The organism is Fervidobacterium riparium (assembly GCF_025370035.1).
Classification (GTDB): domain Bacteria; phylum Thermotogota; class Thermotogae; order Thermotogales; family Fervidobacteriaceae; genus Fervidobacterium; species Fervidobacterium gondwanense.
This window is the reverse complement of the sequence record NZ_CP009277.1, coordinates 1,149,727-1,166,424: the sequence shown is the minus strand read 5'-3', so window position 1 is coordinate 1,166,424 and position 16,698 is coordinate 1,149,727. Positions and strand designations below refer to the sequence as shown.

Sequence of the window (16,698 nt, the reverse complement as noted above, 5' to 3'; positions counted from 1 at the left end):
ATGGGGTTTGTGCATGTTTATACAGGTAATGGTAAAGGTAAGACAACAGCAGCATTTGGCCAGGCACTTAGAGCCGCATGTGCAGGTATGAATGTTTTTATCGGGCAATTTATAAAGGGTATGAAATACACCGAACTTGACGTAGAAAGATATATCCCAAACATTACTATCGAACAGTTCGGACGAGATTGCTTTATCAAAAGAAATCCTGATAAAATCGATATAGAACTTGCTCAAAAAGGGTTTGAAAAAGTAAAAAATTTCATTCTCAATGGAACATACGATTTAGTTATTCTTGACGAGTTAAACGTAGCAATTTATTATGGTCTCATCCCAGTTAGCCAAGTGCTTGAACTGTTGGAAAAACGCGATAAAGACGTCGAGATTATAATTACGGGAAGATATGCTCCAAATGAACTTTTGGAATACGCTGATCTGGTTACTCAGATGAGAGAGGTTAAGCATTATTATACAAAAGGTATCATGGCAAGGAAAGGTATAGAATTTTAATACAAACAGACCAAATTCTTGATTTTTTCAATTTCTTAAATGCTTGACTTTTTCTAAAAGTGTATTATTATCAAATTAGAAAAGTGAATAATTTCCCGAAGGGGAGCTCCATACAGCGGGGCTGAGAGGAAGGAGGCAATCCTTCGACCCTATGAACCTGATCCGGGTAATACCGGCGGAGGGATTCGGGAGAAAGATTCTAAAGAATTTTAATTAGTGTAAAAAAAGCAGAATGGGTCCCTCCGAAGAATTTCGGAGGGACTTTCTTTATTTTCAAACAAACTAAGGGAGGTTACTGATATGTTGAAGGAATTAAGCAGCAAAAAAGATTATCGAATTTCAGAGCTCATTGTGGAAAGGTATTTTCAGAAATTAAAAGCAAACCTCGAGGTAGACGTTGCTATTGCAGGTGCGGGACCAAGCGCGTTAGCACTCGCTATCGAACTGTCTAAAGCGGGGAAGAAAGTTGCAATCTTTGAAGCCAAGAACGAGCCCGGCGGTGGAATTTGGGGTGGCGGAATGATGTTCAACGAATTGGTTTTAGAAAGCGAGTTAGAGGGTTTTCTCAAAGAGTATTCTATAAAATATGTCAAGCACGGCGATTTGATAACCGTTGATTCCGTGCACTTTGCGTCCGCACTGCTGTATCATGCAACCCTTAACGGCGCTGTTCTTTTCAATAACGTTTTTGTCGAAGATTTGGTCATGTACGATAAACGCGTTTGTGGTGTGGTTATAAACTGGCTTCCAACAGTCAAAGAAAGGCTTCATGTCGATCCGATTACCGTTGTTGCTAAATTCACCGTAGACGGTACCGGGCATCCGGCTAATCTTGTTAGGTTACTATCAAAACGCGGGATTATGATGAGTGTCACAGGTTCAACGGAAAATCTTTGCAGCTGTGGTACTGTCGATTACGAATTTCCAATGGATGCAGAAAATGGTGAAAAGTTCGTTGTTGAAAATACAAGAGAGATTTATCCCGGACTTTACGTGATGGGAATGGCTGCCGTGAGCGTTGGTGGTGGACCAAGAATGGGACCAATATTCGGAGGGATGATTTTTTCAGGTATCCGTGCAGCAGAGTTAATATTGTCTGAATTGAAAAGGTTGGACTAAGAATTTGACTAAGAAAAGGTGGTGAAGAACATGCCTACTCAAATGCAAAATGCTATAAATGGTATAGTTACAGATGAAATTAGAAAGTGTGCCGAAAACGAGGGACTTTCCGTTGAATATGTTTTGAAAAAACTTTCAGAAGGAAAGGCAGTTATTCCAAAAAACAAGCTTCATAACGTTTCCAAACCAATGATAGTTGGAGAAGACTTTTCTGTAAAGGTTAATGCAAATATAGGAACTTCTGCGGGATACTCGTCCTTAGAAGAAGAACTGAGAAAGCTTGAAATCGCAATTTCAGCAGGTACTGATGCTGTTATGACGCTCTCTACTTGGGGAGACCTTTCAAAGATTCGGCAAACAATTGTTGAACATTCTCCAGTTCCTGTTGGTTCTGTTCCGATATACGATTCTGCGGTCAAAGCATACGAAAGTTGTAAGAACGTGGTAGATTTTACGGAAAAAGATTTTATTGATATGGTATACGCTCATGCCAAGGATGGTATAGATTTTATGACAATCCACGTTGGCATAACACAAAATGTTTTAGAAAAACTCAAGAAGAGCAAAAGAGTACTAAGAATAGTTAGCCGTGGGGGATCTATCATTGCTGGTTGGATGATACAAAATAGAAAGGAAAACCCATTTTACGAACATTTTGACGAGATTCTGGACATCGCTGCGGAGTTTGATGTAACTCTTAGTCTTGGCGATGGTATGAGACCAGGAACTGTGGTAGATGCAACTGACCCTCAACAGCTTGAGGAATTATTTGTTATGGCAGAGTTGGTTGACATGGCAAGAAAAAAAGGTGTCCAGGTTATGCTCGAAGGACCTGGTCATGTGCCTCTAAATGAAATCGAAATGAATGTCAAACTGATGAAGAAAATTGGTAAAGGTGCTCCTGTATTCTTGCTTGGTCCACTTCCAACAGATAGAGGCGTTGGACACGACCACATAGTCAGTGCAGTAGGCGCTGCTTTAGCCGCTTATCATGGCTGTGATTTCATTTGCTACGTAACACCAGCAGAACACGTTGCTTTGCCTGACGAAAATGATGTAAAGTATGGCGTGATCGCTTCAAGAATAGCTGCAGTAATTGCAGATGTTGCGAAGGGAAATAAGAAGGCATTGGAACTTGAATACAATATGGCACTTGCCAGAGCAAACTTTGACTGGAATAAGATGTTTGAAATTGCGATACACCCAGAAGATGCAAAGAAAAAACTTGAAAGTAGACCATATGAGTCTGATGGTTGTTCAATGTGTGGACCGTTTTGTGCAATAAAGATAACAAAAGAATTTGCGAATCAGTAAAGAAAAGAGGTAGTGGGCTTATTGAAGAAGAAAATGAAAAGAAAATGTATATCTACAAGCTTGATCAGGGCGAATAAAGAATTGATTTACACGTTGCCATATGCGAAGCACTACGAGCTCACATTTTTCAAAAGTGAGGATATAGAAATCATCCAAAGATTCTTGAATGAACGTAACTCAACATTTGGTATACATGCACCATTTATATTCCGGTACAAAGAAATTCACCCAAATCCAACTTCTCTAAATGATGAACTAAGAGATGATACATTCAAGAAGAATATCGAATGTGCTCATCTTGCGAAAAACATGGGAGCGCAATACATTGTCATCCATTATCCAAACGCAATGCAAAAAGAAGACTGGAGAGCCGAGAAAAAGGTTGTAGATAGTTCCACTAAACACTTAACCGAGCTGAGAGAGATTATAGACATTCGGATTGAGAACGTATACTTCAACGATAGCTTCCACTCAGCAGAAGATTTTTCATGGTTGCTTAAAGAGTCAAACGCTACACTTTGCTTAGATATAGGGCACTTGCTCTTAGATAGTGAACAGTACGAATTTGATGTTGTTAAGTTTATAGACACTCTCGAAGAGTATATTTCAGAAGTTCATATATACTATGCTGATATTGAAACATACCAAAAATGCCACCATGCACCGTGGGGGGATTCAAAAGAATTTCTAAGACTTCTCGACAGAATAAGGTACTTAGACTGTGATTTCACAATAGAGGCTTCAAATGATTGCAAATCTGGACTCGAGAAACTTTTCGAATACTGGGAGGGATTATGATGTTCTTAGTCATATCCGGCTTTGACCCTTCTGCTGGGGCTGGTATTTTACAAGATATTAAATCACTCTCATTACTTGGGATTACAGCATTCGGAGTTGTCAGTTGTCACACAGTGCAAAATTCAGAAAGGGTGTATTCTGTCACATTCAGAAAATGGGAAGAGATTGATAGAGAGCTTTCTGTTCTGCCTGAACCGGAAGTTGTAAAAATTGGGCTTATCTCTCCGGAGTTTGTCAGACTTATAAGAGAGAAGTTTCCCAATTCAAAGATAGTATGGAACATCATTCTTAGTTCAAGCTCTGGTTATTTCTTTGAGTCAGAAGAAGTTGTCAAGGAGCATTTAAAATACGCTGACTATATAATACTAAACAACATTGAAGCTCAAAAGCTTAATTTGTCGTTCGAAGGTGGAAATGAAAAATACATAATAACATTCGGACACTCAGAAGATGATTGTGAGAAAATTAAACTCTTTTATTCTGGTAGATATTTTGAGGAGGAAAAAGTAATTGTTGATGGTAATTCTCAATTTCATGGCACAGGCTGTGCTTTTAGCAGTCTATTCGCAGGTTTTTTGTATCTTAAATATCCGGTTGAAACGGCTATCAATGAATCAATGAAAGTTATGAATAAGATACTTAGCCGGAGTGCACAATCAGGATATCCAAAACAAGTCCAAAGCGAAAAACTCTCGAGGGAATGGATGAAGTACGAAATTTTGGAAGAACTCGAAGCTGTTGTAAAAGAAGTCGAAGAAATAGGAAGTAAGACCGTACCTGAAGTTGGGCAGAATATTTCTTATGCTCTCCCATGGTCTAAAAGTGAATACGAAGTTGCTAAGTTTCCTGGCAGAATACGTTTAAAAGAAGGGAAACCAACATTTGTTTCAGGACCTTCATTCAAGGATAAGTCTCATACTGCAAGGATGGTTTTGACAATTAAGGAATTTGCTCCGCACATTAGATGTGCGAGCAATATAAGGTACGAACCGAAATATATCGAAAATGCTCTCAGAGCTGGTCTCAATGTCTTCAAATATGACAGAAATAGCGAACCTGAAGAAGTGAGAAATGAAGACGGAAAATCGATGCAGCATATGATAAAAAGTGCTATCGAAGCATTAGGGAAAGTTCCTGACATAATTTACGATGAAGGTTGGTATGGAAAGGAAGCGATGATAAGAATTTTTGGAAGAAACCCAAAGGATGTTATTCATAAGATTATGAAAATGCTATGTCATGATCAATGAGTAAATTTGGAAAATTAAAATGACTAATATTGACAGAAACAATAGTAATAATGATTTTCTTGCTAAATCCCCTCCGAGAGGGGAGGGGATTTCAAACACATATCTTGCGTCTCAAATTAGCCATTTCAAGAGCTGCCATCGCAGCTTCAAACCCTTTATTGCCACTTTTTATACCAGCTCTATTAAGTGCTTGCTCAACAGTTTCTGTTGTGATGACTCCAAAGGTTATGGGCATGTTAGAATTCATATTGAACTGAGCTACTGCTTTTCCTATTTCGTTTGCAACGATATTGAAGTGATATGTGTCGCCCTGAATAACAGCCGCAAGAACAATGATTGCATCATATTTATCACTCTTTGTAAGCAAGTTTAGAGTGTATATAACTTCCAGACTTCCAGGAACTCTTACCACTTCAATGTCGTTCTCGTCTACACCGTGACGCAAAAGGCAGTCAAGTGCACCTTCCAATAATCTTTCTGTTACCGTCGAATTGAATCTCGAAACCACTATTCCAAATTTGAGACCTTTACCATCGTAGTGACCTTCAAATGTTTTTAGTGTCATAGTAACACCCCTTTCGAATGAATATCACAGTTTTATATCGTGCTTAAATCTAACTTTCTTAGTTAAGAGATATTTGATATTGAACTCGTTTACCTCTCCATATAGATTGATCACATCTTCGACAATAATTCCATATCTTTCTAATTCTTGCTTCTTACGAGGATTGTTGGTCAGAAGCTTTAATCTATCGATATGGAGACTCTTTAATATCTGATACGCTGCGCTGTATTCACGTTCATCTGGTTTCCTACCGATTTCAACATTCGCATCGTATGTATCAAGTCCGGTATCTTGAAGTCGGTAAGCTTCTATCTTTCTCGAAATGCCAATTCCTCGTCCTTCTTGGCGTAAGTATATTAGTACTCCGCCATTATCAGCAATAGCTTTTAAAGCCTTTTCCAATTGCGAACCGCAGTCACATCTTAAAGAGCTTAAACAATCACCTGTTACACACTCTGAATGGATTCTGACAAGCGGGGTTCTATCACGCCAGTCTTTGATAATAGCAAAGTGTTCTTTGTGATCAAGTGTGTTGTTGAAAGAAATAATTTCGAAGATTCCATATTTTGTAGGTAGCTTTGCTCGTGCAAGTGGATTAATTAACTGCGTATTTTTCACATACATTTCCCATACATCCTGGATATCTAGCACGAGCAACCCGTATTTTTCGGATAGTGTATACAGATAATCTATATTATGTGATTCACCGTCTAAGTCTAAAATCTCGATTATGACTGAATATGGCTTAAACCCTGAAAGTCTCACAAGCTCTACAGATGCTTCACTATGTCCTTTTCTAATCGGAAACTCCTTTGCTCCTATAACCGTCACATGACCTGGATACTTGAATTCTGAAAGATCTAATTTTTCATCTGAGAACATTCTACAACTTAGAGCTCTTTCACAAGCTGGAATACCAGTTTTATACCTACTTGATGAATCAATATAATCGATAGGTATGAAGTAATTACCACCGAAATTCGACGGTAATCTAAAGAATCCTCTCTTGAGTAATGCTTCTTCTGGTCCAACGACACAAAGCAATCCTTTACCGACGGTAGTTATGAAATTCATAACTTCAGTGGTGCATATCTCAGCAGGAAAGATAAAATCTCCTTCGATCTCTCTTTCACTGTCTATCAAAATTACTGGCTTGCCTTGTAAGAATTGGTCCCTAACTTTTGAGAGCAATTCTTCTAAAGTTCTAAATTGTCTTTGTAGAGTTCTTTCTTCCACTCTAAACACCTCCAAGTGTATTTCGCCAAGATATCGATTTCATAATTGACTTCTTCGCCTGATTTCAGATATTTGAGATTAGTATTTTCATATGTGTGGGGTATAACTTGGATACTGAACGTGTCAATGGAAACAGATGCAATTGTCAAACTTATCCCGTTCAACGTTATCGCCCCCTTATTCACAATTCCCCAGTACTCCTTAGGTAAAGAAAAATACATATAAATCGTGTTAGAAACTCTATTCTTTAAGACGAATCTAACCATTCCGTCAACGTGCCCAGTTACATAGTGGCCCGACAACCTATCACCGACTCTTATCGCTCTTTCAAGGTTGTAGTATCTTGATTTGCGAAGATTTGTCAATATTTGAGTTTCTTTTCCAACATCAAAGTATAGATATTGAGAATCTATCTTACTTACTGTCAAGCAAACACCATTTACCGAAATGCTTTCGCCCAAGATAACATCATCCCAACATTTTCTTAATCTTATAACATCTCCTAAGAATTCTCCCTGCTCAACTCTCTCTACAATTCCAGTGAACATCTTTTAATCACCACCATGAACTCTTTCTTGTCTTGAGAGACATTAAGCTTTGATATTTCAAAATCTTTGAATTGTTTACCTGAATCTTCCAATGAGTTGCTAATACATGAAAATACATATAAACCTTTCCCAAGTACTTTCAAAGCATAGAAGGCGTATATCTCGTCTGCAAAGTCTAAGAATTGCGAGAAAATCTCTGAGCCTCCTTCAACAAGTAGTGAGTTAATCTTAAGATTGTGCAGAGTTTCGAGAACAAATTCGGGTGTGATTTCTTCGGAATGTATAATTTGAAGTTTATCTTCAGATACTTTCAAACAGAATTTGTCTTTGCTTGATGTAAACAATATTACTTTACCAAAACCATGGTTATCAACTGTTTTGAATATGTTCAGGTCATGAAGATTCTTCAATTTTAAAATCCTACCTTCACGGTCTAAGACTACCTTTATTGGATTCAGGTATTTTGTATTTCCGGATACTCTTGTGTTTAAGTAAGGATTATCTTTCAAAATAGTATTCGCACCAACAAGTATAGCCATGTGTTCATGCCTTAGTTTGTGAACGATATTCTTCATGTTATTCGTGATCCATTTCGAGTTACCTTCCAAGTCTGCTATCTTTCCATCTAACGTTGCAGCGTACTTAAGTGTTACATATGGTATCTTCTTTGTCACAGATTTAATGAAGAATCTCATGATATCCTTAGCTTCTTCTTCCATGAGTCCAATTTGTACATCAATCCCAGCGTTCCTAAGTTTTGTTATACCATCACCACTTACAGGATTAGGATCACGCGTTGCTATTATGACCTTTGAAATACCGGCCTCGATTATTGCATCGGTACATGGTGGTGTTTTACCATAGTGATCGCACGGCTCCAATGTCACGTACATCGTTGCACCTCGAAGGTCTGCGCCATTGCTCTTTGCATCCATTATTGCAATTCTTTCTGCGTGGTATTGCCCGTATGCTCTGTGGTATCCTGAACCTATGATTTCGCCACCCTTTACAATCACAGCCCCAACAGGTGGATTCGGGTTAACATATCCAACACCTTTCCTGGCAAGAGATAAGGCTCTTTTTATGTAATAATAGTCTGCTTTTGTAAATTCACCATACTGTCCCAACTTGCTCACCACCTTCCGAAGGTTTTAGTAAAAAATAAAACCCCGAGATGACTCTCGGGGTTATTTAAATTACGTTCTAATAGGTTAAAGAAACACATAAGTTTCTTGTGCCTATTAGAGCACTCTCTCCCATCCGGACTTTCACCGTCGGCTCCGGAATTTCACCGGATCAACCTCTTAAAACATTCTAAGAGGCTCGCGGGCTTTACCGCCGGTCGGGAATTTCACCCTGCCCCGAGAGTACTCTTGATATGTGTATAGTAACTTCATTATACCATAACTTCTTTGCGAGCTCAAAATTTATTCATTTAGGGAAAATGAAAAATAGAATGTAATATGTCTTATCCTTTTGGATAAGTATAATTATGGATACTATTTTAGAATTTCTATTCTTCTTTTCTTTCCAAATTTAGTTTAATTACAGCATTTGTTGTAGTTAATTATAATGGTAATCAAAATAAGTCCATTATAAACAGAGTGCTTAAACGAAGAGGAGGGAAAAATATGGCAAAAGCAGAAAAGACTTTTACATCTTCTTTGAGAGTTAAGATTATGTTCCCTGTTGTTCCTATTCTCATAATAGCCTCAGTAATAGCTTTGCCATATCTTTACATTTCGAGATACAAAGCTTTATTGAATGAAAGAATAAACGTTGCAAAGGAGATAACAGAAGCTGCCGAAGGGGTGTAGAACTATTACAATTCATTGTATGAGAAAGGAGAGCTATCAAAAGAAGAAGCAATGTACTTGGCTAGTGAAGTTATATCCCGTATGAAATACGACGACGGTCATAATTACATTTTCGGGTACCATATGGACAACACAGTGGCTATACCTTTCGATAGAAAACGAGGAGAATTTTTGGACGTTCAGGACCCTAAGGGAAGATGGGTCCAAAGAGGTTTGAGAGATGTAGCAAAAACAAAAGGTGAAGGATTTTATGAATACATCTGGCTGAACTTTGCAACGAATAAGCTTGAAACAAAGTACAGCTATGTAAAATACTTCAAGCCATTCGATTGGTGGTTTGGTACAGGCGTTTATGTCGATTCTTTGAAGGCTATAGTGCGCGCTGCGTTTGTGAGACATGCAATTATTTTTAGTGTCGTTATAGTATTAATTGGTATAGTTATATTCCTTTTAGTTGATAAATTAATAGTCCAGAGATTAGTGAAAATAAATGATTTAATCCAAAAGGTCGAGTCTGGAAATCTTAGTGATTCAGTCATAGCAAGCAAAGCTATGTCAAAAGATGAAATAGACTCAGTTTTTGAGAATGTTAGAAAGATCATTGATAAACAATCGGAATTGTTGAAAGGAGCCACAAAATCAAAGAGGTGAACGAATTGGGAAAAACACAAAGTCCACAGTTTAAATATTGACAGTGGTTCAACCCTATACCGTAGCAATATTTTTATCTGAAAAGGAAATGTAATGTAAGATTTCTTGAAATACTTTCTTTGATATGGTAGTTTTTAAATATACTAATAGAATACTACCGTGGGGGGAGAAGAATATGAAAAAACTCGAGATATCAGGTGCAGGAAAGGAACACAAAACAGTTGTGGTGCTTGATTTCGGTTCTCAGTATACACAGCTTATCTTAAGAAGAGTAAGAGAGCTTGGGTCCTACGGAGAATTGGTCCCATATGACGAGCCAAAGGAAAATGTTGAAAAACTTAATCCAGTTGCTTTTATCCTCTCTGGTGGACCATCGAGTATTTACGACGAAAATGCTCCGAAAATTCCTGAGTACGTTTTTGAAAGCAACTTACCCGTCTTGGGAATATGTTACGGACTCCAAGCCATAGTTCACCAACTTGGCGGGAAGGTTGAAAAATCCTCGCATCGAGAATTTGGACCTGCTGAACTAAAAGTCCTCAAACAAGTAGGAATCCTCAAAAATCTACCTGAAAAGTTCACCGTCTGGATGAGCCATTCCGATAGAGTCGAAGTTTTGCCCAACGGTTTCGAAGTAATCGCCGAAAGCGAAAATTCGCCTTATGCCGCAATTAGAAGTGTTGATAACAGGTTCTACGGTGTCCAATTTCATCCTGAGGTAGTTCACACTCAATTCGGAAAAGAGATTCTAAAGAATTTCCTATCAGAAGTCGCTAATTTATCTCCAAACTGGGCTATGAAAAACGTCGCACAGGAGATAATTGAAGATTTAAGAAGGAAAATAGATGGAAAAGTGATCCTTGGTTTGTCTGGTGGAGTCGATTCTTCCGTTGTAGCGCTCTTGCTCCACAAAGCAGTTCCTGATAAGTTAATACCTATATTTGTCGATACAGGATTGCTGAGAAAAAACGAAGCACAAGAAGTTCTTAAACAATTTGAAGGACTTGGGATTAAAATACATTACGTTGATGCCTCTGAACGTTTTTATTCTGTTCTCGATGGGATAGAAGATCCTGAGGAGAAGCGAAAGAGAATAGGACATACATTTATCGATGTCTTCTACGAGGAAGCTATGAGATTGAAAGAAGAACACGGTGATATTAAATATCTGGCTCAAGGAACGCTCTATCCCGATGTAATAGAAAGCAAGGTTGCCGAACGAAAAGCTGGAGCTAAAATAAAGACTCACCACAATGTTGGAGGACTTCCAGAAAAACTTCCATTCACAATAGTAGAGCCTTTAAGATATTTGTTTAAAGACGAAGTAAGAATGATTGGAAAAGAAATCGGTTTACCCGAGAATATACTAAACAGACATCCTTTCCCAGGACCCGGTCTGGCTGTTAGAATTATCGGACCTGTCACGAGAGATTCAGTGAAAATTTTGCAAGAAGCAGACGCAATATTTATCGAAGAGCTGAAGAAATGGGAATTGTATAACAAAGTTTGGCAAGCATTTGCTGTTCTGCTTCCAGTCAAGACTGTTGGAGTTATGGGAGATTATAGAACATACGAAAATGTGATCGCACTCAGAGCAGTGACAAGTGAAGATGGAATGACCGCCGACTGGGCAAAGTTACCATACGAATTCTTGAATCATGTGGCAAAAAGGATTGTTAACGAGGTTAAAGGAGTAAACAGGGTAGTGTACGATATAACATCAAAACCACCTGCAACGATTGAATGGGAATAAAGATTTCAAAAATAAAACAGCTTTTCGATTACTTGAACGAAATGCCCCTTGAAAGGGGCATTTCGCTTTTTGATAGTTGTGTTATATAATCAATTATGAGAGCAAGATAACTACAAGGAGGCAATGTTCGATGTTTGGAAATCCTTACAACTTTGACGAATATGTTGAGCGAAGAAATACGGATTCATTCAAGTGGGATATGATATTAAATAACTATGGTGATGACGTGATTCCTGCATGGGTTGCTGATATGGACTTTAAATCACCACAGACCGTTGTTGACCAGCTCAAGCGGAGAATTGAACATGGAATCTTCGGTTACACATTTAGATCAGCTGATTATTATAACGCAATAATACAGTGGTACGGAAAAAGGTACGATGCATGTGTAGAGAAAGAATGGATAGTTAACGGACCAGGGGTAGTTCCAATGCTTTCGTTTTTGATAAATTCTCTGACACAACCAGGTGATAAGGTCATAATCCAGCCTCCCGTCTACCCACCATTTTTCAGGGTAGTGCTCAACAACGGCAGACAGCTCGTTGAGAATAGATTGGTTAACAAAGATGGAAAATGGCATATGGATTATGATAGTTTGGAAAAATTGATAGATAGCAGAACTAAGATGATTATTATCTCAAATCCACACAATCCTGTAGGGCGGGTTTGGAGTGAGGAAGAGCTTAGAAAGTTGTATGACGTAGCTCTAAAACATGAACTTGTTATTATCTCAGATGAAATTCATGCGGACATAATCTATAAGCCAAATCAATTCACAACGATGCTTAAAATTGGCACTGAGAATGTTGTGATCTTGAACTCACCTGGGAAGACTTTTAATATCGCAGGTCTGACAAATTCATATGGAATAATTCCAAATAGAACATTGAGAGTGTTGTATAAGAACTACCTTGAATCTTTAGAGTTGCTCACAGGCAATGTTTTAAGCCTTGAAGCTTTGAAAGCTGCCTACAAATCCGAAGATTGGGTGGACCAGCTAGTTGAGTACCTAAAATCGAATAGAGATTTTGCATATGGGTTTATAACCAGAAATATGCCTTTAACAAGACCAACGCTACCAGAAGGCACTTATTTAATGTGGATAGATTGCAGTAAGTTAAAACTTGGAAACCCGCAGAAATACTTTCTCGAACATGCACGTGTTTATCTCAACGATGGTCAGGAGTTTGGAGATCCTCAAGCAGTGCGTCTCAATTTCGCATGTCCAAGGGCATTGCTTGAAGAAATACTGAGACGGTTGAAAGAAGCGTACGAAAAGGCACTCATAATAGAACATTTTGACTTTCAAGACGAAAGATATGAAATATGCAAAAAGATAAGGTATGATGTGTTCGTTAAAGGACAGAACATCGATGAGAAGCTCGAGCAGGATGGAAAAGATACAGAAGCAGTTCATTTCTTGTGTAAGCATTTTTCAAACTATGTAGGAACGGCAAGAATCAGAGATATCGGAACACATTGGAAAGTGGAACGAGTTGCGGTATTGGAAGAATACAGAGGTATGGGATACGGTAAAAAGATAATGGAAGCTATTGAAGAATACATTAAAACAACGAACCCCAAGCTGATTGTTTTAAATGCACAGCTTGAGGTACGTGATTTTTATGGAAAACTTGGCTATGAGGCAATAAGTGACATATTCATCGAAGCCGGAATACAGCACGTGAAAATGGAAAAAAGAATGTTTTAAAACAGAGTATCTATGCCAATTACTAAGTTAAAATTGTTGGAAGTGAATATCGTTTCTAAATTTCCAACATTGCCGAGTGGAATTTTAATTAGTAATTGCGTGTAAAAACTACTGCCACCAAAAGATAGGGCGGAATTCCTTGAATACGTAGAGAGTGTAAATCCGCTGAATATACCGAAATCTTGAAGTTGGGTTGAGCTGTTGGATGTTGAATTCAAAACCGTAAAGTACCCACCAAAATTAAACTCAAAATTCTGGAGTCCTAAGAATTTTGAATACTCAATTCTCATTGGAATTTCCGTATCGATGCTTGTTGAAGAAAAGTTTTTGTATGGGAACAAAATACCAAATGTTAATGACCAGTTATAATTGCCATATATATCAGCATGTGCATAACCCGTTCTTATACCGAAACTCTCGTCATCGATAAAATAACTTGCCCTGAGATTCAATGAAACAGGGTATTGTTTTGTCTCAATTGCGAAGGTATTAGGCTTAACACTTTCACCCGGAACTATGTAAAAGATCTTCGCGCTGGATTTCAAATCACCAACATTTGTTATGCGCATGAATCCGGTCGTGTAGCCATTTTCAATACCTGCAAAAACGTAGTTGGGCTTAATTCCTATGTTCTTCCCACTCAATAATTGAACATCGAGGTTGTTAACTTCTCTTACAGCAGTAGTCAACGGAAAAACACTCTGGAAAAATTTCTGAACATTTGCCGCTATTGATGTATAACTCTCCCAAAGATTTTCTGTTGCTGATTGAACTCTTTCAGATAAAAAGCGGTCTACCGGGTTTTTCAACGTTGTATGCACACTATCGCTGAAGAACTTCCCACCAACAACTTCGGCTGATTCTGTGGAAATAGCTTTCACCGAGAAGCTGTAGAAATTGTAAACATTATCAGTTTGATAAAAGATGTAATCATAGAATGATGAGGTGCTTATGTATTCATCTTTCTCCCAAGGTCCTTTGTAGTACTTAATGTAATTTCCCTTTTCTCTATCAAGCACATACTTCTTTTGAGATGAGTCATATCTGTAGTAATTCCCAACCTCTACACGAACCGGAAAGCCCGATTTGTTTATATATGCACCATTCACATCGTTTGAGAAAAAGTAATACTTTTCCTCTTTGTATCTATCCACCTTATCGAAGTAGTTTTCAAAGCTTAGTATGAATTTGGGTGGTTTGTATTTCAGCTCGATATTTTCTCCACCGAACAACTCTGTTGTGCGGATTATATCCATCAGCTCTTTGAGATACAACCTATCGTATATATTGTAACGAGTATCCTCTTGGAATTTCGCTAAGATCTTTGCTCTAAGAATTGGATTAAAAGATTTTTCAAAAACAAGCGCAACGTCTATTTTATCTGGACTGTATTCATTCACAATACTTAAATAATACTTAGAAGCATTCTTGATGGCACTAAGAAGTGTATCTCCGGACGAGAAGACCGGTGTTATAGACTTCACGAAGAAAGTGCTGAGGTCTATATCGGTAACAACACCTGCAATAAAGTACTTTTCCTTTGTAACTGTGTAGCTTTTTTTCGAATAAAAAGAGCCAAGACCATACCATATGTACCTATCCTCGTCTTTCCTTGCCCAAGGATAATCGGTTAAGTAGATATAACTTCCGTTCTTATCAGGAACGTACCTCTTGTTTTTTGAGTCATACGAGTACCTTCTCCTATCGTTAGTCTGATAGTAGCTTCCTTTGTAAGCAATATACGTTCCGTTTTCGTCGGGCACGAATTCGTTGACTTTGTAAGAAAACGTCTCCTTTGAAACGTTAAGAACGTGAACAATCCTTGCATTCCCTTCTTTTGCATCCGCAAAAGCTTCAGCAAACGAATCCAGGAGACTCACATTTTCGTATACCGGTGAGATTTTGCTATCGAGATATACTTTGATGCGTATCTCTATACTTATCGAGCCTAACAAAATTACGTTACTCAGAAGGACATACAATAATGTAAGTAAACACAGTATTTTCTTCTTGATCACCATGAAATACCACCGCCTATCTCATAACTTGAAAATGTAAAATCGGTTAGAAATTTCACCGCAAGCATCCCTATTTGCGTTTCTAAACCTATTTTTGATACGGGTTGGAATATTTCATCTTCCAAATCATAGTCGAAAATTATCGAACTCAATAACTTCAGTTTAACAGGTTCGAAAAGTAGATTCTTTGAAAAGCTAAAGACTAAGCTTTTCAATCTTTCTTCAACAAATGAATATCGCATCCCAAAATCAAAGGTTGCGACGGTTTCTCTATGGATGTTCAGTGATTTTCCAATCAGTGAAAATTCGGCAAAATGCTCACCAGATGAATTGTAAATATAAAACATGCTAACTCCAAATGGAAGAACAAAGTCCGAATACTTTTCAAACACATACATTCCTGCAAGAATTTCTGAGCCCTTTCTTAAGTAATTTATTTCGCACTCGCTGTAATCTCCACCAACTCTCATTACTCTTAATTCTGCTATGTATTTTTTACCATCATTAACCCCGAGAATCATACCGTTCTTTACGCCATCCTGAGAACCTATGTTGACAATAACTCTTGGGAACTTGACATTTTCAACTTCGCCCTTTAATTTCCTGGAGCTCATAATCCTTTGATATATAGCACTGCTAATATGAGAAGATAAAACTTCATAAACCTCACTTACTGGCGATTCATTCCTTATCAATCTCTTGTTGTATGGATCGTATAAGTACTTTACAACGGAGACCATAGCATTATCAACAAAGTTATCTGAGATATCATAACTTTCTTCAAAAAATCTATAAGTAAGTTTCAAACTTACCGAATAGGATATATAGTAATCAATTTCCTCGTGTGGTTCTCTTGAATAGAAGTTTCCAAAATATGAATAAAATTCACCGTTGGTACCTTTTACATACGAACCTTCTTCGCTACGTACGTAAGCCTTCTTTTCGTAGTCATATTTGTATCGTTCGCCAGGAATTACTCTGACGTATTTTCCAGAATAGTATATGTAATCACCCGATATATTGTTGATCACGTATTCTTCATACCTTTTCTTGTAGCCGGCATCTCTTATTGATAGTTCGATCGCAAGCTTCCCTTCAATTTTTTCCTCCTTTGAAAGCACAACATTCTCGGTCGACAATAAATCTTGAAGTCGAAGTTCTTCAGCAAGAGTTTTTAAAGCCTCTTTCAATGTTATCTTGAATTTGTTCGTATCAAGTACCTCGGAAAGAGCAATTCCTTGCGCAATTTTCCTAATCGCTTCATCGCCAAAGACTGTAACTGAAACATCAATAACAGGTTTTGCAGAGAATGATATTACCGACACTATGATAAATAGGAAGACAAACATTACCGGTCTTACAAGTCTTTTTTGCATGTTTAGACACCCTTTCAAATTCTTTTGTGTGT

General features: G+C 37.9%; 15 protein-coding genes and 2 riboswitches. Of the genes, 9 read left to right on the top strand and 6 right to left on the bottom strand.

Annotation, left to right across the window (positions count from 1 at the left end):
- The 5 genes from cobO to IB67_RS05330 all read left to right on the top strand — a co-directional run bounded on the left by cobO (nt 1) and on the right by IB67_RS05330 (nt 4,991).
- Nucleotides 1-510, top strand: coding sequence for a cob(I)yrinic acid a,c-diamide adenosyltransferase (gene cobO / locus IB67_RS05350; protein WP_072760665.1), 510 nt, complete (start codon nt 1-3; stop codon nt 508-510).
- Between the two features lie 89 nt (nt 511-599).
- A riboswitch (TPP riboswitch) is annotated at nt 600-712 on the top strand.
- 98 nt (nt 713-810) lie between these two features.
- On the top strand, nt 811-1,629 hold the full coding sequence (locus tag IB67_RS05345) for a sulfide-dependent adenosine diphosphate thiazole synthase (protein WP_072760667.1): 819 nt from the start codon (nt 811-813) through the stop codon (nt 1,627-1,629).
- A gap of 30 nt (nt 1,630-1,659) precedes the next feature.
- Nucleotides 1,660-2,943, top strand: a complete 1,284-nt coding sequence (thiC, locus tag IB67_RS05340; protein ID WP_072760669.1) for a phosphomethylpyrimidine synthase ThiC — start codon at nt 1,660-1,662, stop codon at nt 2,941-2,943.
- Between the two features lie 21 nt (nt 2,944-2,964).
- On the top strand, nt 2,965-3,741 hold the full coding sequence (locus IB67_RS05335) for a sugar phosphate isomerase/epimerase family protein (protein WP_342742947.1): 777 nt from the start codon (nt 2,965-2,967) through the stop codon (nt 3,739-3,741).
- A complete protein-coding gene (locus IB67_RS05330) occupies nt 3,741-4,991 on the top strand; it encodes a thiamine-phosphate synthase family protein (RefSeq protein WP_072760671.1) in 1,251 nt (416 codons plus the stop codon). The genes IB67_RS05335 and IB67_RS05330 overlap by 1 nt, the downstream gene beginning before the upstream one ends.
- Before the next feature lie 91 nt (nt 4,992-5,082).
- On the opposite strand, the gene ribH is transcribed toward IB67_RS05330, so the two are convergent.
- Genes ribH through ribD form a run of 4 tightly spaced genes read right to left on the bottom strand, consistent with a single transcriptional unit; the run spans nt 5,083 to nt 8,467 of the window.
- Nucleotides 5,083-5,556 carry a 6,7-dimethyl-8-ribityllumazine synthase gene (ribH, locus tag IB67_RS05325; RefSeq protein WP_072760684.1) on the bottom strand — a complete coding sequence of 158 codons (474 nt, stop codon included), beginning with the start codon at nt 5,554-5,556 and terminating at the stop codon, nt 5,083-5,085.
- 24 nt (nt 5,557-5,580) lie between these two features.
- Entirely contained in the window at nt 5,581-6,792 is a 1,212-nt protein-coding gene (locus IB67_RS05320; RefSeq protein ID WP_245789658.1) for a bifunctional 3,4-dihydroxy-2-butanone-4-phosphate synthase/GTP cyclohydrolase II, read from the bottom strand.
- Nucleotides 6,753-7,340: a riboflavin synthase gene (locus IB67_RS05315; protein WP_072760686.1), complete on the bottom strand. Its 588-nt coding sequence runs from the start codon at nt 7,338-7,340 to the stop codon at nt 6,753-6,755. The genes IB67_RS05320 and IB67_RS05315 overlap by 40 nt, the downstream gene beginning before the upstream one ends.
- Complete coding sequence (gene ribD, locus IB67_RS05310) at nt 7,322-8,467, bottom strand: bifunctional diaminohydroxyphosphoribosylaminopyrimidine deaminase/5-amino-6-(5-phosphoribosylamino)uracil reductase RibD (RefSeq protein WP_072760688.1); 1,146 nt, start codon at nt 8,465-8,467, stop codon at nt 7,322-7,324. The genes IB67_RS05315 and ribD overlap by 19 nt, the downstream gene beginning before the upstream one ends.
- Nucleotides 8,468-8,584: 117 nt before the next feature.
- A riboswitch (FMN riboswitch) is annotated at nt 8,585-8,713 on the bottom strand.
- Between the two features lie 258 nt (nt 8,714-8,971).
- On the opposite strand from ribD, the gene IB67_RS05305 reads away from it, so the two are divergent.
- The 4 genes from IB67_RS05305 to IB67_RS05290 all read left to right on the top strand — a co-directional run bounded on the left by IB67_RS05305 (nt 8,972) and on the right by IB67_RS05290 (nt 13,272).
- A complete protein-coding gene (locus tag IB67_RS05305) occupies nt 8,972-9,157 on the top strand; it encodes a hypothetical protein (RefSeq protein WP_072758278.1) in 186 nt (61 codons plus the stop codon).
- A gap of 15 nt (nt 9,158-9,172) precedes the next feature.
- On the top strand, nt 9,173-9,808 hold the full coding sequence (locus IB67_RS05300) for a cache domain-containing protein (RefSeq protein ID WP_072758276.1): 636 nt from the start codon (nt 9,173-9,175) through the stop codon (nt 9,806-9,808).
- A gap of 175 nt (nt 9,809-9,983) precedes the next feature.
- Complete coding sequence (guaA, locus tag IB67_RS05295; protein ID WP_072758274.1) at nt 9,984-11,561, top strand: glutamine-hydrolyzing GMP synthase; 1,578 nt, start codon at nt 9,984-9,986, stop codon at nt 11,559-11,561.
- 130 nt (nt 11,562-11,691) lie between these two features.
- Nucleotides 11,692-13,272: a PatB family C-S lyase gene (locus IB67_RS05290; protein WP_072758261.1), complete on the top strand. Its 1,581-nt coding sequence runs from the start codon at nt 11,692-11,694 to the stop codon at nt 13,270-13,272.
- Here the strand turns inward: IB67_RS05290 and IB67_RS05285 are convergent.
- Both IB67_RS05285 and IB67_RS05280 read right to left on the bottom strand, forming a co-directional pair.
- Nucleotides 13,269-15,290 (bottom strand): hypothetical protein, encoded by a 2,022-nt coding sequence (locus IB67_RS05285; RefSeq protein WP_143145254.1) that lies wholly within the window; start codon nt 15,288-15,290, stop codon nt 13,269-13,271. The two genes, IB67_RS05290 and IB67_RS05285, sit on opposite strands and share 4 nt — an antisense overlap.
- Nucleotides 15,287-16,666 carry a hypothetical protein gene (locus tag IB67_RS05280; RefSeq protein WP_434223533.1) on the bottom strand — a complete coding sequence of 460 codons (1,380 nt, stop codon included), beginning with the start codon at nt 16,664-16,666 and terminating at the stop codon, nt 15,287-15,289. Before IB67_RS05280 ends, IB67_RS05285 begins: the two co-directional genes overlap by 4 nt.
- Nucleotides 16,667-16,698: the final 32 nt, after the last annotated feature.

What these genes read in the sequence shown, in the direction of transcription:
- IB67_RS05305 (WP_072758278.1), top strand. Translation starts at nt 8,972, where the DNA reads ATGGCAAAAGCAGAAAAGACTTTTACATCTTCTTTGAGAGTTAAGATT.
- IB67_RS05330 (WP_072760671.1), top strand. Translation starts at nt 3,741, where the DNA reads ATGTTCTTAGTCATATCCGGCTTTGACCCTTCTGCTGGGGCTGGTATT.
- IB67_RS05315 (WP_072760686.1), bottom strand. Translation starts at nt 7,340, where the DNA reads ATGTTCACTGGAATTGTAGAGAGAGTTGAGCAGGGAGAATTCTTAGGA.
- IB67_RS05345 (WP_072760667.1), top strand. Translation starts at nt 811, where the DNA reads ATGTTGAAGGAATTAAGCAGCAAAAAAGATTATCGAATTTCAGAGCTC.
- ribH (WP_072760684.1), bottom strand. Translation starts at nt 5,556, where the DNA reads ATGACACTAAAAACATTTGAAGGTCACTACGATGGTAAAGGTCTCAAA.
- cobO (WP_072760665.1), top strand. Translation starts at nt 1, where the DNA reads ATGGGGTTTGTGCATGTTTATACAGGTAATGGTAAAGGTAAGACAACA.
- thiC (WP_072760669.1), top strand. Translation starts at nt 1,660, where the DNA reads ATGCCTACTCAAATGCAAAATGCTATAAATGGTATAGTTACAGATGAA.
- IB67_RS05280 (WP_434223533.1), bottom strand. Translation starts at nt 16,666, where the DNA reads ATGCAAAAAAGACTTGTAAGACCGGTAATGTTTGTCTTCCTATTTATC.
- guaA (WP_072758274.1), top strand. Translation starts at nt 9,984, where the DNA reads ATGAAAAAACTCGAGATATCAGGTGCAGGAAAGGAACACAAAACAGTT.
- IB67_RS05290 (WP_072758261.1), top strand. Translation starts at nt 11,692, where the DNA reads ATGTTTGGAAATCCTTACAACTTTGACGAATATGTTGAGCGAAGAAAT.